This window comes from Leptospira adleri (assembly GCF_002811985.1).
Lineage (GTDB): Bacteria > Spirochaetota > Leptospiria > Leptospirales > Leptospiraceae > Leptospira > Leptospira adleri.
Map to the genome: position 1 here is coordinate 12,297 of NZ_NPDU01000039.1, position 19,220 is coordinate 31,516.

Annotated in this window: 16 protein-coding genes, 1 tRNA gene and 1 pseudogene; 6 read left to right on the top strand and 12 right to left on the bottom strand. The window is 41.6% G+C overall.

The genetic code is table 11. The features are described 5' to 3' along the window. Positions 1 to 735 (top strand): N-acyl homoserine lactonase family protein (locus CH376_RS14835; RefSeq protein ID WP_100788172.1); only part of this gene is annotated, 735 nt, incomplete at its 5' end. A gap of 373 nt (positions 736 to 1,108) precedes the next feature. On the opposite strand, the gene CH376_RS14845 is transcribed toward CH376_RS14835, so the two are convergent. From CH376_RS14845 to pabB, 5 genes are all read right to left on the bottom strand, one after another. After that, positions 1,109 to 3,160: an AMP-dependent synthetase/ligase gene (locus tag CH376_RS14845; protein ID WP_100788150.1), complete on the bottom strand. Its 2,052-nt coding sequence runs from the start codon at positions 3,158 to 3,160 to the stop codon at positions 1,109 to 1,111. A 180-nt stretch (positions 3,161 to 3,340) separates the two neighbouring features. Then, the gene (locus tag CH376_RS14850) at positions 3,341 to 3,631 is read right to left on the bottom strand and encodes a hypothetical protein (protein WP_100788151.1); all 291 of its coding nucleotides are present in this window, start codon (positions 3,629 to 3,631) and stop codon (positions 3,341 to 3,343) included. 76 nt (positions 3,632 to 3,707) lie between these two features. Then, positions 3,708 to 4,367 (bottom strand): leucyl/phenylalanyl-tRNA--protein transferase, encoded by a 660-nt coding sequence (gene aat / locus CH376_RS14855; protein WP_100788152.1) that lies wholly within the window; start codon positions 4,365 to 4,367, stop codon positions 3,708 to 3,710. After that, a complete protein-coding gene (thpR, locus tag CH376_RS14860) occupies positions 4,364 to 4,927 on the bottom strand; it encodes an RNA 2',3'-cyclic phosphodiesterase (protein WP_100788153.1) in 564 nt (187 codons plus the stop codon). Before thpR ends, aat begins: the two co-directional genes overlap by 4 nt. A 10-nt stretch (positions 4,928 to 4,937) precedes the next feature. Then, positions 4,938 to 6,752, bottom strand: a complete 1,815-nt coding sequence (pabB, locus tag CH376_RS14865; RefSeq protein WP_100788154.1) for an aminodeoxychorismate synthase component I — start codon at positions 6,750 to 6,752, stop codon at positions 4,938 to 4,940. A 31-nt stretch (positions 6,753 to 6,783) separates the two neighbouring features. Between pabB and CH376_RS14870 the strand changes: the two genes are divergently transcribed. From CH376_RS14870 to CH376_RS14880, 3 genes are all read left to right on the top strand, one after another. Continuing rightward, complete coding sequence (locus CH376_RS14870; RefSeq protein ID WP_100788173.1) at positions 6,784 to 8,958, top strand: MASE1 domain-containing protein; 2,175 nt, start codon at positions 6,784 to 6,786, stop codon at positions 8,956 to 8,958. Between the two features lie 52 nt (positions 8,959 to 9,010). Next, entirely contained in the window at positions 9,011 to 9,628 is a 618-nt protein-coding gene (locus CH376_RS14875; RefSeq protein ID WP_100788155.1) for a TetR/AcrR family transcriptional regulator, read from the top strand. Between the two features lie 96 nt (positions 9,629 to 9,724). Continuing rightward, positions 9,725 to 10,636, top strand: coding sequence for a hypothetical protein (locus CH376_RS14880; protein WP_100788156.1), 912 nt, complete (start codon positions 9,725 to 9,727; stop codon positions 10,634 to 10,636). Here the strand turns inward: CH376_RS14880 and CH376_RS14885 are convergent. Then, positions 10,633 to 12,135, bottom strand: coding sequence for a PLP-dependent transferase (locus CH376_RS14885; RefSeq protein WP_100788157.1), 1,503 nt, complete (start codon positions 12,133 to 12,135; stop codon positions 10,633 to 10,635). The genes CH376_RS14880 and CH376_RS14885 overlap by 4 nt on opposite strands. 67 nt (positions 12,136 to 12,202) lie before the next feature. After that, positions 12,203 to 13,267, bottom strand: a complete 1,065-nt coding sequence (gene prfA, locus CH376_RS14890; RefSeq protein WP_100788158.1) for a peptide chain release factor 1 — start codon at positions 13,265 to 13,267, stop codon at positions 12,203 to 12,205. 40 nt (positions 13,268 to 13,307) lie between these two features. On the opposite strand from prfA, the gene CH376_RS14895 reads away from it, so the two are divergent. After that, the gene (locus CH376_RS14895; RefSeq protein ID WP_100788159.1) at positions 13,308 to 13,913 is read left to right on the top strand and encodes a hypothetical protein; all 606 of its coding nucleotides are present in this window, start codon (positions 13,308 to 13,310) and stop codon (positions 13,911 to 13,913) included. Between the two features lie 26 nt (positions 13,914 to 13,939). Beyond that, the gene (locus CH376_RS14900) at positions 13,940 to 15,100 is read left to right on the top strand and encodes a TolB-like translocation protein (RefSeq protein WP_100788160.1); all 1,161 of its coding nucleotides are present in this window, start codon (positions 13,940 to 13,942) and stop codon (positions 15,098 to 15,100) included. 2 nt (positions 15,101 to 15,102) lie between these two features. Here the strand turns inward: CH376_RS14900 and CH376_RS14905 are convergent, their stop codons facing one another. The 5 genes and pseudogenes from CH376_RS14905 to CH376_RS14925 all read right to left on the bottom strand — a co-directional run bounded on the left by CH376_RS14905 (position 15,103) and on the right by CH376_RS14925 (position 19,146). After that, complete coding sequence (locus tag CH376_RS14905; protein WP_100788161.1) at positions 15,103 to 16,149, bottom strand: hypothetical protein; 1,047 nt, start codon at positions 16,147 to 16,149, stop codon at positions 15,103 to 15,105. Between the two features lie 11 nt (positions 16,150 to 16,160). Further along, the gene (locus CH376_RS14910; protein ID WP_100788174.1) at positions 16,161 to 16,595 is read right to left on the bottom strand and encodes an NUDIX hydrolase; all 435 of its coding nucleotides are present in this window, start codon (positions 16,593 to 16,595) and stop codon (positions 16,161 to 16,163) included. A gap of 163 nt (positions 16,596 to 16,758) precedes the next feature. After that, positions 16,759 to 17,370 carry a rhomboid family intramembrane serine protease gene (locus CH376_RS14915; RefSeq protein ID WP_243398277.1) on the bottom strand — a complete coding sequence of 204 codons (612 nt, stop codon included), beginning with the start codon at positions 17,368 to 17,370 and terminating at the stop codon, positions 16,759 to 16,761. A 31-nt stretch (positions 17,371 to 17,401) separates the two neighbouring features. Then, positions 17,402 to 18,107: pseudogene (locus CH376_RS14920) on the bottom strand (TetR/AcrR family transcriptional regulator). Positions 18,108 to 19,062: 955 nt separating this feature from the next. Continuing rightward, positions 19,063 to 19,146, bottom strand: a tRNA-Leu gene (locus CH376_RS14925). Positions 19,147 to 19,220: the final 74 nt, after the last annotated feature.

A 19,220-nucleotide genomic window follows, 5' to 3' on the forward strand; every position in this document is an offset into this window, starting at 1 on the left:
CTTTATGTTTTTTCATACGGAAAAAGTTCTTATCCGAATCGATTTTTAAACTCGGACGAAGAAGACGGAAACCGAGAAATAGTCTATTTGTTTTATCTGATTCGAATTCCAGGAAAGAACATTCTCGTCGATTCCGGTTTTGTGAACGATTCTTATAAAACAAAATTCGGTTTTGTTTTTTTTGAAAGACCGGATCTACTTTTAAAAAAATGCGGACTCGAACCGAAGAAAGTCTCCGATATCGTTCTCACGCACTTTCATTTCGACCACGCGGGAGGAATTTTTTTATTTCCTTCTGCTAACGTTCATATTCAAAATCACGATCTCGATCTTTTCAAAAAACAATCCTATTTTGCCGATCAACACGGTTATCTAAATAAGCTGAGAACGCTCAACAGACTTCATTCTTTTGATGGAACCTATTCGTTGAACCCTTCGATGCAGATTCTTTTTACCGGCGGGCACACCCCGGGTTCGCAGGCATTGGAATGGGTTGCTTCTTCCGAAAATCAATTTTTGATTACAGGGGACGAATGTTATCTCATTCAAGAATGTAAGAATGGAATCGGTCTTCCAAAAAGCGCGGCATTTTCGATCAAAAGAAACCGTGATTTTCTCGATTACATTCAGATTCTTAACGGAAAAGGCACGAAGATTCTAACCCTGCATGATCCGTCTATTCTTCAACAAGGAGAAGAGATCGCACCTGGAGTCCGACTCTTATTTTCTCTCTAAAGAAAATTCTGAAATACCCTATTCGAAACTATCCGGTATTTTCCAAAGTTTAACGTTAAAGTTCGAATAGAATCTTTCATGATTTGTGAATCCGGATTGGGTCACAAAAATTTAACGAAGATAGAATTTGAAGGCAACAACGCCCAAGAAAGAAAAAATAAAATTCATTTCGTGAATTCTAAAATATTCGAAAGGTTTTTCATTTTGCTGTGTTACTTGGAAGTAAGCCTTGCTCGAAAATTCTTAGCAAAGAATTTTGCATCGCTGCCTTGCGGTTCCGAGTTTATTCTTCTTTTTTAATTATAGTACATAAAAAAGCCCGAAGTAAAAGGATCACTTCGGGCTTTTTGAATACAATAGAGAATTTTTAAAATCAGTCTTTGTCGTAGACTTTCTTAATTTCTTTGCTGTATTTTTCCGTGATCACGTGACGTTTCATCTTCAATAGGTTGGTCAATTCGTCTCCCACTTCAAAAGGTTTTTTAGTGAGAATTACGTGTTGGACCTGTTCAAAAGATTTGAATCCGGTTTTCGTACTGTTATAGCTCCTAACTTCTTTTTTATAGAAGTCAACGACCTTAGGATGTTTGATCAAATCTTCCACTTTGGAAACATCGATTCCGTTTTCCTTACACCATTCAGTCAACTGATCCACGTCGGGAACTATGATCGCACCGAGAACTTTCTGATCTTGTCCGATCACCATCGATTGTTTGATAAACGGGGATTCATCCATCTTATTCTCGATCGGAACCGGTTCTACGTTTTCTCCGCCCAAAAGAACGACCGTGTCTTTCGCTCTTCCGGTTAGAGTCAGGGTTTTCTTAAAGTTGATAAACCCGATATCTCCCGTATTCATCCAACCGTCGACAATGGTCTTTTTCGTGACTTCCGGATTCTTAAAATAACCCTTCATCACTTGAGGTCCTTTTACGAAGACGACTCCTTTTTGCCCCAACTTACCGGCAAGGACTTCATACTTGTCGTTGATGTGAGTTAATACGTGACCATTATCGTCTTTGATCATCAATTCCGATTTGGGAACTAAGAATCCTACGGATCCAATGATCGGTTTTACGAATGGACGCACCGAAATCACGGGACTCGTTTCCGTCATTCCATAACCTTCGAGAACGAGCATACCGATATCGTTGAAAAAGTTGTCCACATGTGATTGGAGAGCTCCTCCGCCTGACATCGATCCTTTCAATCTTCCTCCGGTTGCGGCCCGGATTTTAGAAAGAACGACAGCGTCCAAAGTTTTAGCGTTAAAGAGCAAACCAAGTCCGGCAATCGTAAAGAAAAGCGCGTTCGGAAGATGAACTCCATAAGCCGGAAGAGTCAGATAAGCCAGGATTGCGAGCGCGCTTACGGTAAACGGACCCGTAAGAAGCAGCACAAGAAAGGATTTGATTCCTATCGCTAAAGATTTGAAAATATTTCTGTTTTCATAATCCACTTCCAGCCCTTTTAAAAATCTGAGGGACGAGTTGTAGTGTTTTGAAAAGAAATACGCCAATTTGAACAAAGCTCTTCTGACTGGAGGCGTTTGTTTTGGATCGTTTACCTTGTTGTAAATTCCGGAATAAACGCTTTCCCAAACTCGGGGCGCCGAAGCCATAAACGAAGGTTTTGCTTTCGCTAAATCGTTTTTCAGATCGGATACTTTCGTATAATAGGTTTGAATCCCACTCGAAATCGCGCCATATTCGTTTACTCGTTCGAATATATGCCAAATCGGTAATATAGAAAGCATGCTGTCCGTCGGTTTTATATCGGTCAAAAGCATTGGAACCACATAAATCATCTGGTGAATCATGTTGGAATGCATAAGCATAACGCCTTTCGGCATTCCTGTCGTTCCTGAAGTATATATGAGGGTAAAAAGATCGTCCGGTTTGATTTCCTCGATTCTTTTTTCCGCCTTTCTTCCGCCTTTGGCTCGGAGCGCTTTTCCTTCTTCGATCAGGTCGTAAATTCTATGGATATTTTTTCCCTTTGCAGCGGAAGCCTTATCCATAATTACAATCGATTCGATTTTAGGAATTTTGGATTTCACCTTGTTGAACTTGTCGAGCATCTTATCGTTTTCGATGAATACGATTTTTGCTTCCGAATGGTTTAGGATATATTCCAATTCTGATTCGGTAACGTCGGTTCCTCTCGGCACGTTAGCCGCACCTGAAAACTGAACTGCGTAATCCGTGATCATCCATTCGAGTCGGTTGTCCGCTAATACGGCAACGTGTTCTCTTGCTTTCAATCCTAAATGGATCAAAGCTTCAGCGAGTGCAATCCCCATATCATAAAGCTGTTTATAAGAAGTAGGATGGAATTCTTTATCCTCCCCCTTGCTCCAGAATACGGGTCGATCTCCAAATTTCTCGGTGGATTGTATTAACATATCCGCGAGGTTTTTATACATTTCCAATTCCTCTTTAGTGAGTTTTACCGGAATGATTTCCGGTAGGGTAAAGGCTGAATTAAGCTAAGAGGAAAAAGGAATGAGTCAATCAAATTTTGGAATGAAAGGAGAAGAGGGTGCAGTGCAAAAACCGGGTGAGAAAGACCGCCTACCTCCGAAGAGATAGACGGGAAGTAGTAATTATTGCTCTTCTCCGGCAGGAGTAGAAGAGGATTCGGACGCTGGAGCCGATTCTTCTTTTTTACTTTCTGCTTTTTCTTTCTTGGATTTTTTCTTAGATTTTTTTGCCTTTTTAGCCTTTTTGGATTTCTTAGATTTTTTTCCTTTCTTCTCGGACTTTGTTTCTTTCGGGGTTTCAGTCTGTGTAGAAGGTGCGTCTGCAGCCGGTTCTTCAGCTACGAGTCCTGCAAATCCAGTCAGCGCCATAGCGGCGATCAAAAGTTGGGCAAGAATTTTCTTAAAAAGGGTCATTTTACAGTTTCCTATTGAATAGAATGATTGATTCTGAGAAGTGCAACATCCTTACAAAAAAAGTAAATACGTTTTTTCAAAGAATGGATTGAGGAGGAGTCCATTTTTTTCCAGATGCGACAGCGGTCTCCAATCTTCTGAGATATTCTTTTTTTGGAATTTGATAAGCGCCGAGCCCCAGAGTAACAATGTTTAGTTGCTGAGTATCAAAAAGTAGGAATCGATCTTTCTTAAGCGCTTCGAATAAATGGAACAAACCGATTTTTCCGAAATCGGGAACGAATGAAAACATAGATTCACCGGCAAAAAAATTACCGATTGCAACTCCGTACACCCCGCCTCCTAGTTTTCCGTTTTCATCCCAGACTTCGATCGAATGTGCGTAACCGAGTTTATGAAATTCTTTGTAGCCTCTGATAAAAAGCTCGGTGATCCAAGTTTCCTCGCCGGGACGATACGCACAACAGCGCATAACTTGTTCGAACGCTCGATTGAAAGTAATCGTATATTTTTTCTGATTGATCTTACGCCTAACGCGTTTCGAGATATGCAGCTTATTGAGATCGAAAATTCCGCGGGGATCCAGACAATACCAAAGAATCGGTTGATCGGACCAGGGAAAGATTCCATTCTTATATGCGTAGAGAAGTCTTTCCGGAGAAAGATCGCCTCCAACGGCGACGATTTCTCGGTCCCAAACATGAGGATTTCTAAAAAAATCGGAAAAGTCTTTCAAAGTGTTTTCCCATAATTCTTGTAAGACGGAAAAAGTGAAAAAGATTCTTCGATCGTATAAATCGGTCCGTCCGCCGAAGATTTTGAAGAGTAGATATGAAATTCCGAAACCGAAAAACGGGAAGAGGAAAAATTGGAGAATTCTTCCAGATAAATAGAAATTTTTTCGGCTCTCGCATTTTTGAATCTGCCGATCGTGACGTGCGGATGATAGTCCTGACGTTCGGGACTAAACCCTCTTTTTCTAAGGCCGGAATCCAGGGCTTTCTGTAATTGAATCAACGCAGGATTTCGTTCCACCCCGGCAAAAAGAATGGAAGGAGATTTTTGTTTTCCAAAAAAACTCACGGAATGAAGTTCTAAGTCGAAATCGGAAATGGAAATCTTGGAACAGAATTCTGAAATTCTATCCACGTCTTCAAAATTTTGTTCTCCTAAAAAAACCAAGGTGATATGAAAATTTTCCTCGGCGACCCATTTGACATCTGGCAATCCATAACAGATCGAAGTTAGTTGTTCTTTCACTCCGTCGGGAATGGAAATCCCCAAAAAAGTCCTCATGCTTGAGATTTTAGAACTTCGTCCGATTTTCGCAACTAGATTCTGATCCTCTATTTACGGAAGAATCTTCGATCTTTTCGACCCGCAAAATTCCGCGGAGAGAATTGCAAAGAAAGATCGATCCGGAAGATTTTAGATCTTCCAAAGTCAGAGTTCGTTCGTAAAAACCTTTCCTTTTCAGAAGTCGGTTGCGGTAAACTCCGGGAAGTAGTCCGCAGGAAACCGGAGGAGTAAAGTAAGATTCTCCGATCCTTAGAAATATGTTCGTAATACTTCCCTCCGTGATTTCATTCTTTTCGTTTAGAAAGAGCGTGTCCAAATAAGAAAAATTTCTGGATCGGATCCCTTCCAAATCATAGGTCTCTCTGAGGTTTGTTTTGTGTTTTCTGAATGTCGAGGAAGAATTCATTCGTGTGGAGCTTACTTGTAGACTTCCTTTTTTCTCAAAGGGTGAAAGCACGGAATGTTCCGACCGGAAGTTTCCGGAAGTATCCAAACTTATTTTGACGCGGTAGGAATTTGTTTCCTTGCAAGCGATTCCGATTTCCCTCAGACAGGCGTTCCAAGCGTCTTCTGAAAACGGAATATTTAAGATTTCGGCGGAAGTTTTAATTCGACTCAGATGTTCTTTTTCAAAATAAAATATTCCATTTTTGTAAAGTATTGTTTCAAATAAAAAAAAGTTTCTTGGCGATTCGGAGAAGAATTTCGCCTTTTCTAAAATTTCGAGCCATTCTTTTTCCGGATCTGCGTCCCAGGTGATTCCCGATCCGATTCCGATTTTTCCTCTTCCATGAGATATTTCTAATGTACGAATCGCGATCGAAAAAACCGAGTCTCCGTTGGGGCGGATGACTCCGATCGCTCCGGTGTAGATTCCTCTCGGTTTTTCCAGTTCTTGAATCAATTTCATCGCTCTGAGCTTAGGCGCTCCAGTAATCGAACCGCCCGGAAACAATTCTCTGAAAATGTCGGAGTATTTGATTCCTTCCGAAAGTTCGGAACGGATCGTGCTGGTCATCTGCAGGATCGTTTTGTATTTTTCCACCGAGAACAATTCTTGAACTTGAACGGTTCCTTTGCGGCTGATTTTTCCTAGATCGTTTCTCATTAAATCCGTAATCATCAGATTTTCGGCGGTTTCTTTTTCTGAGTTTTTAAGAAACAGAACGTTCCTTTCGTCTTCGAATTCCGTTTTTCCTCTGGGATACGTTCCTTTCATCGGTTTGGTGACGATATTTCGATCCCGCTTTTCAAAAAAAAGTTCGGGTGAAAACGAAAGGACGTCGAAGTCCGGAATTCTTATCCAGGAACCGTAAGGGACGGGCTGTCTGTCCGAAAGTATATTGTAAAATTCTAATATATTGCCTTCGAAATCGAAAGCTATCCGATCGGTATAATTGATCTGATATATTTCTCCGAGAAAAAGTTTTTCCCGAATGAATTTTAGATTCTGGTAATATTTCTTTTGATCCGGCGATGAGGAAATGTGAAATCCGAAACTACGAGACGAAAATTCTTCGGGCGAGGAAAAAATTTCGGGTTCATTAAAAACGCTCAAATTCAAAAGCGGAAAATCCGTTTCTTGTTCTTTGCGATCGATCCCTGAAAGAATTTCTCCCGCCTCGTAAGATAGAAATCCAGCGACATGAAATCCTTTTTGAAGGTAGGTTTCGATCTCATTCAGAGACGATTCGATTTCTTTTGAAGTAAATGCCTTGATTGTGGTGATAGGGTTACGAAAGAAAATCTTTCCTAAAGGATGGAATCCTTCGTTGAAAATCATAAAAGGCTGGTCAGAGAATAGGAGTTCTTCGATTCTCATTTTAGAGCAAACTTAATTAGGATTGATGATTTTGTCTCTTCGTTTCAAAGCAATCATAAGAATCTCTGGGACTATTTTATTCTCGGGATTCGTTTATTATATCCTCGCGCAAATCGGAAGAAACACTGCGATCTATCCCGGTTACGCTTCCGCTATTTGGCCCGCCTCCGGAGCTGCGATCGGTTTGACTCTCATTTTCGGAAACTCTACGATCATCGGCGTTTTTATAGCTTCGTTCTTATCTAATTCCGGAATCGATTTGTTTTCGGGAGTCGGTTTCGATCCGGACAAAAACTTATATCTCAGCGTATCGATCGCTTTTTTTTCCGCTCTTCAGAGTTACGTCGGCAAAGTCGTATTAACACGAAAGATTCCGGGTTGTAAAATCTCTGATCGCACTCAATTCGTTCTTCTTTTTATTTCACTTGAGGCGCTCGTTTGTACCATTAGTTCGACCGGTTCCGTAGTATCGATGTATCTTTCGCAGGAAATCGAGTTGTCCGGCTTTCGTCAGAGCTGGTTGACTTGGTGGGCGGGAGATACCCTCGGAGTTTATATCGGAGCGCCGTTTATTCTTTTTTGGTTTCGAGGTGAATATAAAGTTCCGAAGCTCTTAAATTTTTTAGAATCTTCCGCCTTACTTTTACTGATCGTTTTCTTTTCACTCGTATCATTCGATTTGGTGACTCCGATCCTTTCTTTGAGTTATCCGCTGGGATATATCCTGATTCCGTTAATTCTATGGTCCGCGTTCCGTTTGGGCGAACGTGCGAGCAGTCTCGCGGTGGTTCTTTCTTCGGTAATAGCGATCCTCGGAACGATTTCCGGATCACCTCAGTTTTACGCGGAAACGATGAACGCGTCTTACATTCTGCTTCAGTTTTTTATCGCAGTTCTTTCCATTACGAGTTTGTTGGTCGCGAGCATCGTAAACGAAAGAAAGGAAGCTGAAAATCAACTGAGGATTTCTCATCAGACCCTCGAAGGAAAAGTCAAAGAAAGAACGCAGGAACTGCTTAGATCAAACGAAATACTTAGAGAAGAAATTCTTGAGAAGAACGAGGCCAGAGCCGAGTTGGAAAAAAGTCAAACCCGATACAAGGGTCTGTTTGAGCATCTTCCCGTCGCCATTATCGAAGCGGATTATTCCGATCTTAAACGTGTGTTAGATATTCTTCCGAAAAATTTACAAGGGGACGCGTTTACGGATTATTTGGAGGAGAATCCCGATTTCGTGCAACGTTGTTTTGATTCGATTCGAGTGATCGGAGTCAATCAGGAGATCGTGAATCTGCTTCGAGTAGATTCTTATGAAACGGTATTTAAGAACTGGAAACGTTTTTTTAGTCAGGATAATTTTAAGGTATTTCGAAGGGTTCTTAGAAAGATTCGCGAAGAGTCGTATTTTTACGAGGTCGAAGTCGGTTTTCGCGTTCAAGACGATACCAGATTGGATATTAAGATTCGTTGGTCGGTTCCTCCGGGTTTTGAAAGTTCTCTTTCAAGTGTGATCGTAACTTTGCTCGATTTTACCGAGATCAAATCGACTGAACGAAAATTGCAGCTTTCACTGGAAGAGAAAGAGGTTATGCTCAAGGAAATTCATCATAGAGTGAAGAACAATCTTCAAGTGATCTCTTCGCTTCTGTCGATGCAATCGGATTACGTTCAGGATAAGGAAAGCCTTTCCGTTTTTAAGGAAAGTCAAAATCGCCTCAGAACGATGTCGATGATCCATGAAGAATTGTATCAATCCGAGAACTTAGGAAAAATCCAGTATTCGATCTATATTGAAAAATTATTGAATCAACTTTTTCAAGTCTACGGAAAGGCGGAATCGATTCGGTTGATTACAAATTTGGAATCTTTGGATATCAGCATAAACAGAGCGATTCCGATCGGCTTGATCTTGAACGAATTGGTTTCCAATTCTTTAAAGTATGCGTTTCCCGAGAACCTATCGGTGGAAGGCACTCCGGAATTGAAAATTTCCCTATCGAAAAAAAACGAATCCTTAGAACTCAAAGTAGAAGACAATGGAATCGGAATGCCTCTAGGATTCGATTTGGACGATTCAACTTCGCTCGGTTTGAAGCTCGTTAATATTCTCGTGAGACAACTGAAGGGAAAGATCGACTTCTCGTCCGATTCGAAAAAAGGAACTCAATTTACGATTCAAGTTCCTTTGACGGTGGATCTAATCTAAGAATCTTCTGGTTTACAAAAAAAAGTCGGACTTACAACATTCTTATCGAAGTATGAAAAAAGAAGAAAAAATCCAAGCTCGAAGGGAAGAGATCTTGGATGCTGCGCTGGAAATCTTCGCCAAGAAAGGATATCATTCCACGGGAATCGCCGACATCGCGACTCAATTGGACATTGGTCACGGAACCTGTTATCGTTATTTTAAGAATAAATTGGATATCCTTCACGCACTTTTGGATGAGGTTCAAAACGGACTTTCCGAAGTGATTTCAAGACAAAGTCCGGATAAATCAAATTCATTAGAAGAATATAGATCGCAGATCGAGGAGATCGGCGCCGGTTTATTTGAACTTTTCGGTAAGGACGCTCGTGTTGGGCGGGTTTTCTTTTTTGAAACACAGGGGATCGACGCTTCCATTTCTTCTAAGATCAAAAAAACTCACGATCTTTCGGCAAAAGTCACGGAGCTTTATCTGATCAACGGGGTGAAAAAAGGATTTTTACGAAAGAATTTGGACACGGATGTCGCTTCCAAGGCGATCAATTCCATGATGTTCGAAGGAATTCGTCAGTCGATTTCTCATAAATCCAATCCAGAATACGCCGCACGATGGATGAAAGCCGTTCCGGATCTCATGTTGGATGGGATGCGGGCCAATCCAGAAGGCTGATCCTCGGTAAAAAAGGAGGAGTTCCTACTTTTTTGATTGAAAAAACTGAATGACATGTCATTCTTTATTTAAATTTGAGAAATAGGAGAATTGAAAATGGTTCAAGTGGATGTATTCTGGGCCTACGGATTGGGCGCAGGCTTTGCGATGGCGGCTTCCCGCCAGATTAAAAAAATGCAAACTTCATCGGATTCTTCTTCGCCAGCGGTTTTGAAAGAAGTCCAGGAGAAGAAGGAAAAAATCCCGTTTTGGAAAACCACGTATTTTTTGATCAACGTGCTTTTTCTTTCTCTGGTCTTCGGACCGTCCGGTCTTTATTTGGTTTGGCAGTTTACGAGTTGGGAAACGATGCAGGCCCTGGACAAATCGATGCCAGGATGGTTGGTTACTCTATTCGGTTTTACGAATGTTTCACAGGGAATTCTCGCGTTCTGGGTCGTTTGGAAATTGATCGAAAGATCCAAAGCCTTTTTCGGTTTTTTACAAGTGATGTTGGGTTATTTCGGAATGTTTTTCATTCTCGTTTACGGCTGGGATGGAGAAGGTTACAAAAGATTCTTTTCGGTAACTCGCGAAGAATATCTCAATAACTGGTCTTGGAATACCGCGCTTTCTTGGTTAACTTCCGATGTCGCGATCACGTTGTATGTCATGGGAATCATTATGATCCCGATCATGATCGTCATCATGTCAAGATGGTTGGAAGAAGGTCTTGAGATAAAAGACGTTTCGCTCGGACAAGAAACGAAAGAAGGCGACGGAAGCCCTATTCTGAGAATCCTTTTCTTTTTCGGTTCGGTTTTTATCGGCGCGCTCGGACTCGCAGTCGTTTCGAGTTTGATCGTCCACGCGTTTGGATGGATTCTGGGAGGCGCAGTCGCGCTCGGAGTTCTTTATATATTAGGAATTTCTAAATTTGGAATTCTTTTTGCTTTTTACAAAGGGATTTTTCATCTCAAAGGAAATCAGGCCTCTCAAAGCGGAATTCCGGCGGAAGCAAGGGCTTAGACTTCGAGAGCTTTTTTGTATTCCTGAATCAAAAGATCCGGGTCTTCGATTCCTACGGAGATTCGGATGAGATTCGGATCCAAGCCGTTTTCCTTTAAGAATTCGAGTCCTTCCTTTTTTGTCACTAACTCGTAGTGCGCCAGATAAACATAAAGCATATTTAATGTGAATTCGGTCCCGAAACTCGGACCTTTTAACAAAGTCAATCGATCGTAAAAAGTCTCCAAAGAAATCGAAAGTTCGATGGATAAAACTCCTGCTTGGATACCGGGGATTCTCGTGATCTTTGCAAAATTTTCGTTCGACTCGGGAGATCCGGTCCAAAAAACGTTTTTGATTCCCGCCTGTTTGGAAAAAAAATCGGCTAACTTTTTTACATTGGAACTGATTTTGAGAACGCGTTCTTCATATCCTTTGATTTCAAAAGCCAGTCGTTCACAATCTCGAACATAAGGACTTTCCACCAAATCTTTGCAAATGGGAAGAATTTCATGAAACCATCGGGACTTTCGATTCAGAATCAAAGCGCCCATCATCAGGTCTCCGTTTCCGCAAGCGAACTTTGTAAGACTTTCCACGATGGCATCCACATAAGGAAGAACGTCGATTACAGCGGATCCCGCTATGGAAATGTCGGCGATCAAAGGAACTTTGTATTTGTCCACGATCGATTTTAACTTCGTATAATCCGGAACTAAAAGAAGGGGATTGGTCGGGCATTCCGTGATAATACCCGCAACACGGTCTCCGTTTTGATCGAGAAATTGTTCGAGATCTTCCAAGTCCGTTGCATTATGAATCACATAAGAATCTTTCGTATATTTTTCCATAATGCGGATATTATCCACATACAACCAACCGAGACGGATCCAAATCGTTTTGTTTTCCGTTTTTTGAACTTGATTGAAAGCATCAAAAACCGTGTAAACCCCGTTCATACCGGACGAAGATAAAAGAATTTCCGGATCAGCATTTCCATAAAAGGAGGAAAGTGTCGAAAGAATTTTCTGAACAGGACTTTCCTTTTCCACCTTTTCCCGAAAAATTTCCTGAAGGATTCCTTTTTTTAGAAGAAAATCTTCCGCCTTTCTGGAGGAAGCGAGACAGCCTGTGTGTTGTATAAAGGAAAGAATTTCCCTTTCTAATTCCGGAATATTCGGGATAACTAATGTTACGATTCCATCGTCTTCGATGATTTCAAAATCCCGAATGGAGAATTTTTGAACGATCGTGTCGGCGGCTTTTCTGGAAGAAACGATAAACTGAGGAGTTGCGATCTTTCTGTTTTCTTTGTTAAAATCTAATATTCTCGCGATATAAGAATGTGCTACAAATCGAGGATAACCCGATTTTAAACGAGAGAGGGTTTCCGTTCTTTTTTCTTCGTAGCCGATAACGTCTGCAAGTTGAGGAAGGCTTACCGATACAGCGTGAATGTTTTCGAACGGAATTCTTTCTCCGCAAATAGTTCTATGAGGTTCGCTGATTTCTTTTAACATTTTTATGATTCCAGTTCGAGATCGATTTTTGATTTTTCAATCCGTAAAATTCTTAGATCGAAAGACTTTAACTCGGTTGTGTTTCCGATATTTTTCGGATTCGATCCTCTTCCGTAAGCGCGCCGATCAGTTCGTCCAAGTCGCCTTCCATGATCGCGGATAAATTATGGCTCGTAAATCCGATTCTATGATCCGTACATCTTCCTTGAGGAAAGTTATAAGTTCTTACCCTTTCGGAACGATCTCCGCTTCCGATCATCTGTTTTTTGATCGCGTCGGAAGCCTGTTTTTTGTCTTCCGCTTGTTTTTCGAGAATTCTTGCGCTCAAAATTCTCAGAGCCTTCGCTTTGTTTTTGTGTTGGGACTTCTCATCTTGGCAGGCTACGACAACGCCGGTCGGAATATGAGTGATTCGAACCGCTGAGTCGGTCGTGTTTACGTGCTGACCGCCGGCGCCGGAGGAGCGATAGACGTCGATTCTCAAATCGTTTTCGTTGATCTCGACCTCTTCGGCGTCGGCTTCGGGAAGAACTGCGACGGTCACTGCACTCGTATGAATTCTTCCACCCGATTCGGTGCTCGGAATTCTTTGAACCCTGTGAGTTCCGCCCTCGAACTTAAAAAGGTCGTAGGCCCGATCGTCCTCCAACGCAAAAATGATTTCTTTCAAACCGCCGATTCCGGTTGGAGAGGAATCTATAATCTCCGTTTTGATTTTGTGTTTGTCCGCGAAACGGGAATACATACGAAAAAGATCGGCCACGAATAAGCCGGCTTCTTCTCCGCCGGTCCCGGCTCTGATTTCGACAAGGATATTTTTGCCGGAGTTCGGATCCGGAGGTAAAAGAAGAATTTCGAGTTCTTTTTCGAGTAGTTCGAGCTTTTCCCCTGCTTGCCGGATTTCTTCCTTGAGCATCAGGTGCATTTCTTCGTCTCTTTCTGACTGAATCAATTCTTCGGCGTCTTTTTTATCTTTTGTAAGTTTGAGATATTCTTCTACCTTGAGATAGAGGGGCGTGAGCCGCGATCTTTCTTTGTAAAGATTTTTGAGCGAGGAAGGATCCTTCGCCAGATTTAACTCTTCACTGATTCGAAGGTATTTTTCTTGTATTTTTTCAAGTCTATCTATCATTGAATGAACTCGACCTTTCCTTTGTAAATCAACCCACTCTATGGAAAACCATATTTCCGTCGCAGAAGCTTTTTCTGAAAAATTCTTAACCTTACTGACCGACCTCAGAGGATATCGCAGTCCCTTCGGCAAAACCGTGGGCGATCCGAGCGATTTGATCCAAGAATGCGTTCAGAAGGCGGCGATCCGCGCCGGCGCAGTCAGCGCCGGGCTTTCGATTCCAAAAATGAATCTGGGTTATCTGACCTTATTGCCCGAAATGATCTTGTTTTATAGAATTCAAGGTCATCTCGTAAAAGACATCGCCGCTCTCTACGGAAAGGAATCTCAAGTTTCCCCGGAAATTATGAGTTATTGCATTTTTCCGGATACGAATCACGCCTTGATTCGATCCATCGTCCGAGACGTGGGGAGTCGGGTTTTAGTCAGACCGGCGTCTTTGGAAATTCTTCGTTCCATCGGCTTTCATCTCGGTTGGAAACTCTTCCGCAAGAATGGAAATCCTTCTTCGAGATACCGTTGGCTTCCTTACATTGGGGCTCTTTTAAGCGGCGGAATTTCTTTTTTGGATACGAAGACTACGGGAAGACGAGCGACCGATCTTTTTCAAAAAGAATTCGAATTTACGAACAATATAGAAGAATAGAACTAAAAGAGAAACTGAAATACATTATGAATATTGAATCCTTTTTGAAAAATAAAATCGTATTGAAGGCGTTTCTTTTAAAAAATACGGTTTTGATTTTGTTTACGGTTTCTTTTTTAAATCTCTGTAAGAGCAGTCATGAAACCTTTATCGAAGAAATTCAAGAACTCGTGGAACAGGAGAAATACGAAAAGGCGGCGGAGAAGTTAAAAGACAAACTTCAAAGTCCGAAAGACAGAGACGAAATCCTTTCTTCGGAGGCCCCCGATTCGACGAGAGTAATCGAATTTTCAAACGATCGACTGAAGCTGGTCTGGACTGAAGATCAAAAAATATTTTATCAAGATCTCTCCGCGGGAGAAAATAATTCCAGAAGTTTGGATCAGGTTCCTTCGAACTTGTCTCTTTCACAAAACGCGAATTATGCGCTCGTCGAATATCCGATGCAGACTTCCGGAGGCTGCAGATACGTTGCGATCTCTTTAAAAGATTCCAGTCTTTCTTACGAGGCGGGGGCTCAAGTTTCTTGCAAGAATCGAGGATCGATTCTTCCGGACGGATCTAAAATTTATTACTTCGTCGATGATAATCTCTACGAGGAAAAAACGGTGGAACCGAGAAAGCCGGTTCTGGTTTTGAATAAGGAAAAAATCGTTTCTCCCTTTCCTAATTTAAAAACTCGTTCCCTTATGTATCCTTCGGGAAATTCTTTTTTGATTTTTTCAGGTAACGCGGGATCTTATAATCTCTACTGGTTTCATCCCACGCAGAAGACCGTGGAAAAAATCGATAAGGATATTCTCAGTCCGATCCTTTATTACGGAAACGGCGAAAGCGCATATTATATCGGCGGTGAAATCGGAAAGTTGCATCTAAGAAGGATCAACTTTTCCTCGAAAGGAAAACCGGTGATTACGAAATTATTCACCGTAAGCCGGAAGGAAATTTATCCTTGGAAATTAGCAAAAAAGAACGAGTTTCTTTCGGGTTATTCCGGGAAGGTTCACCTCTGGGGTCCTTTGAAAAAAAGTCAAAATCTGCCCATTCTTTGTGAAAGGGCGTTTCTTTCCGGAGACGATCGGATCGTTTGCGAAACGGAACCCGGTCAACTGATTTTGAGCAAACTCGATTTTCAACCGGAAGACTGGAGCATCTGGAAACTCTACGAAGAAGTTCGTAGCAAATAAGATTATAAGAATAGGTTGAGAATCAAGGGTTCTCTACTGTTCACACCCGGAGTAGGAGCACCGTATCTTGTTTTGATGTAACTTCCGCCCTCGTAGTCTCGGTCGATCAAAGAACCCGAAGGGATCACTCGAATCGTGGATTCGAAATTGGATTTTGCCGCCCATTCCTTCAAGATCGTTTCCGAAGATTCTTCTCCTATCGCGATGATTCTGGAAACAAAAGTCCTTTTGATCTTATCTTGGAACTCGGGATTTTTAAATTCTTCCAAATAGAAAATTCCGAATCTTGCGAACGGAAATTGGTAAGCGACCAGAGAAACGTTATTTTCTTCCTGATTAGAAAAGCGATTGTTTGAAAATAAGGAAATATCTTTTTTCCAAGTTTCCGACGGATTGTGATAAAGATATTCTTTGGCGATATGTCCGTCGGGTTGAAATAAAAACGCGAACTCCTTCCATTCTCCCGCCGAATTTAAAATCAAGTTTCCATTTTCCAATTTTGCTTCCGGTAAAAGGATCGAACCGGGCAAAAGATAAACTCCATGAGTTCTGGAAAGATTCGAAAAAACTCTCTGGTAAGTGGAGGCGATTCTTAAATATGGATCCGGCTTTTCACCTGTAATCGATCCGATCCAATTTCTAAAATGATTTTCCAATTTTAAAAGGTAAAAGGCTCTTTCCAAACTTGGCCTTGAAAAGATCTCCCGGCGTCCGTTTAGAAAATATAAAAAACTTCCAACGTGCGATGGAAAGACAACTAACGTGTTCTTTTTTAAAAGTCCTTTTTGTTTCGCCTGCTTGATCGGGTTTTCCAGAGATTTTAAGAATCTTTCTTCCGATGAAAAATCTTCGAGCCTCCATTCCGGCTGAACGACGAGAACGTTGCCGGCGTTTCTGTCAAATCCGGCGGTAAGTATCTGATATTCTTTTTGTTTGAATGAGTTGTATTGTTCGGAGGAAATTTCCTTTCCCGAAAAGACGGAGGCGATTCCGAAAAAAACCGGAATCAAGATCAGAGATGAGATTGCATTTTTCCAAAATGGGGTCATATTCTTTTTCTCTAATAAACGAAAGAGGCGTATTCCTTGAGGTATAAATTCACCGCGTCGAGCATGTATTCCGAAAACAAAGGACTCGGATTGTAGGAATGAACGTTTTCCCAAGCGATGTAATCGTGTTCTTCGGAAAGCTGGATTTCACCGCCCAAAAAATCCGCGTGATAAGCGATTATGATGCAAGGAAAATTTCCCTCGTTGACTCTATGTTTGTGAATGAACAAAGGTTTTGGAGAAACCCGGATTTGAACCTTGGCCCCTAATTCTTCTTCGATTTCGCGTTCCATACTGAGCTTCCAGTCTTGATAGAACTCGTCTTCGTTCATTCTTCCGCCGGGTAAGTCGCCCAACCCGGATTTTCTATCTCTGAGAATCAATAGATCGTCTCCCTTTCTGAGGAAAAGTTTTTGAGTGATTTGAAAGAAGCCGTGTTTGCTCAAGGATAGATCCGTTCTTCGAGTTTCAATACAGGGACTTATAAATTTTCCTTGCTGACAATCATTTTTATCATAGATTCTCATTTTGCAGAATGGGCTTCACGATCGAACTCAAAGGCGGATTCTAATGATTTTCATTTCCGTCTTTGAGTTTGCAGATTCAATTCTAACGATTGGAATAAAAGAAGGCAAGAATCAAAGTCAAGACGATAAAAATTAAGTTGAGTATGAATCCTGAATGAAGTTGTTTTCGTTCCGTCGGTTTCAGAAAATACGCGGCGAAAATTACCGAAATAAATCCTCCTAGGTGCGCCCAACGGGCGACTCCGTCATCGGTGAAAACATTCGTGATGTCGGAATAAACCATGATCCATGCGACCAGAAACACGGGAAAAGGAAAGTTCTTGTGATTGAAGCGTAAAGAAAAGGGAGACAGCAAAGCCGCCACCGCCGCGATTCCGGAAATTGCCCCCGAGGCGCCGACCACCGGAGTTGTATCGTGCAGTATGATTCCACGGATGAAAGAATCTAAAAGAGAAGAAATCAGAGCCGCCATAAAAAAGAAGAGTAACCATCTTCCTTTCCCGGCCTTGTATTCAACTGCGCGTCCTAGGAAAAAAAGATAAAACATATTTCCAAAAAGATGAAATATATTTCCATGATAAAACACGGCGCCTATCCATGAGATCGGTTGAATATGTCCGGGGTGATTTAAAAAATACTGACGGATCAAATGTTCCGGCAAAAAAATGTTCACCAGAAAAAAAGTCGCGGTCATTAAAAAAACAAAAAAGGTCGTTAAAGGAAATTCAAAAAGAAGAATCCGAATCAAAGTTTTTCTTTTCCTCCGGGGAAATATCGCGTTAGATAGGATTTAAGAATTATCTTCAATTCGATGATCATACGACTTGAAAATTCCCGATCCTTTTGCTCGCGAATCCAACGGTTCAAAATCGCATCCGTTACTTCCACGACAATTCTTGAGATGATTTTATTTTCGGCGGGATCGACTTGAAACTGAGAAAGAATCCGGGAAACGTTTTCGGAAATTTTTATGTTGTTCTCGCGATCGATCTCGATCAATTCCGGATCCTGCTTCATCGAAGACCAGAGCGGCGCAAATCCAGGCTCGGTCAGATAAAAATTGGCAAATGAATCGATGACAAGATCGATCAAATCTTCCCAACTATTTCCCGAGAGATCGGATTGAAAAATTGCAGAAAGCATCTGGTTGACCCTTTCCAGATGTCTTTGGCCTACCGCATTCAAAACCGCGTGTTTGTTCGGGAAATACTGATATAAGGATCCGATAGGGATTCCGGCTTCCTGGGCGATCATATTGGTCGTGATCGCCTCAGCGCCGCTGCGTTCTAATAATACCGCAACTACGTCCAAAATTTTTTGAACACGATCGATGGATCTTCTCTGAGAAGGTTCCTTTCTTGGGTCCAAAAGATTTTTTCCTGATTCGCTATTTATAACTTTCTTACTCTTGATTGTTTTCTTTGAAATCAAAGCAAATCTCCGCCGCAGAAACGGTCAGGTTCCATTTATGGAATTCACGGGAGAAATTCAAGAAAAGTATTGAGTGAAAAATGAATTGTTCTCATTTTCAAGAATTTAAAACCTTCTTCCATTCATTTAAGAATTGAATGAAAAATGTAGAATTTTCCGTTTCAAGGATTTGTTTACTGGCTCAAAGGATAGGAATCTGAATTTTCCGACTTATAGATAAAGATTTCTCTTCGCGAATTAAGGAACTTGAATTTTTCATAAGGCTCCGTCCCAAAACCATTTGAGAACTTTGAAGTTTGATCTTTCTGAGAAAACAAAATAAGATTTTGGGAAAAGCTGTAAGTAGAATAGAGGAAGGGCTTAGTAGTATTTCAGAGTTGAATACTCTTTTTTCGAAATGGGTTCAAAATCGATAAAGGACTTTCCATTTTTGAGGTTTGGAAACCGTTTTAGAGGGAAATAAAAGACTACAATGTCCATAGGAAATATATTTCTTCGGCGCGATGCTTTGAGAAAAAGTTCTTCTTGGCTTTAGGATAAACATTGCAAGTCGCTCCACACGTTCAGCGTCTTTCCTAAAATTGTAAAAGAATGGTTTTGCCGAAGAAGGGACTCGCCGCTACGCAAATCGTCATCGTGACGATTTAAGCTCCACGGCGTCTTTCTCGCTCACTCATCCTTCCTGGATTCGTGTCGCGTTTTTTCGCTTCTTACGGAAGCTCAAAACGCTCACGCTCGAAAGCTTCGAGTCCAAGTTGAATTTATGTTAATACTTTTTGCCGAAGAAGGGACTCGCCGTTACGCAAATCGTCATCGTGACGATTTAAGCTCCACGGCGTCTTTCTCGCTCACTCATCCTTCCTGGATTCGTGTCGCGTTCTTTCGCTTCTTACGGAAGCTCAAAACGCTCACGCTCGAAAGCTTCGAGTCCAAGTTGAATTTATGTTATTACTTTTGCCGAAGAAGGGACTCGAACCCCCACGACCTTGCGATCGCTGGCACCTGAAGCCAGTGCGTCTACCAATTCCGCCACTTCGGCGAGGTGGAATGCAGTGAGAAACTGCTCTTACAATCTCGAGAGGCTTGGCTTTTCCGTCATCCATTATTTTGGAA

Bases quoted from the DNA above. Each gene is read 5' to 3' on its own strand.
- CH376_RS14845 (WP_100788150.1), bottom strand. From the start codon at position 3,160: ATGTATAAAAACCTCGCGGATATGTTAATACAATCCACCGAGAAATTT.
- CH376_RS14850 (WP_100788151.1), bottom strand. From the start codon at position 3,631: ATGACCCTTTTTAAGAAAATTCTTGCCCAACTTTTGATCGCCGCTATG.
- thpR (WP_100788153.1), bottom strand. From the start codon at position 4,927: ATGAGGACTTTTTTGGGGATTTCCATTCCCGACGGAGTGAAAGAACAA.
- pabB (WP_100788154.1), bottom strand. From the start codon at position 6,752: ATGAGAATCGAAGAACTCCTATTCTCTGACCAGCCTTTTATGATTTTC.
- CH376_RS14875 (WP_100788155.1), top strand. From the start codon at position 9,011: ATGAAAAAAGAAGAAAAAATCCAAGCTCGAAGGGAAGAGATCTTGGAT.
- CH376_RS14880 (WP_100788156.1), top strand. From the start codon at position 9,725: ATGGTTCAAGTGGATGTATTCTGGGCCTACGGATTGGGCGCAGGCTTT.
- CH376_RS14885 (WP_100788157.1), bottom strand. From the start codon at position 12,135: ATGTTAAAAGAAATCAGCGAACCTCATAGAACTATTTGCGGAGAAAGA.
- prfA (WP_100788158.1), bottom strand. From the start codon at position 13,267: ATGATAGATAGACTTGAAAAAATACAAGAAAAATACCTTCGAATCAGT.
- CH376_RS14895 (WP_100788159.1), top strand. From the start codon at position 13,308: ATGGAAAACCATATTTCCGTCGCAGAAGCTTTTTCTGAAAAATTCTTA.
- CH376_RS14900 (WP_100788160.1), top strand. From the start codon at position 13,940: ATGAATATTGAATCCTTTTTGAAAAATAAAATCGTATTGAAGGCGTTT.
- CH376_RS14905 (WP_100788161.1), bottom strand. From the start codon at position 16,149: ATGACCCCATTTTGGAAAAATGCAATCTCATCTCTGATCTTGATTCCG.
- CH376_RS14915 (WP_243398277.1), bottom strand. From the start codon at position 17,370: ATGACCGCGACTTTTTTTCTGGTGAACATTTTTTTGCCGGAACATTTG.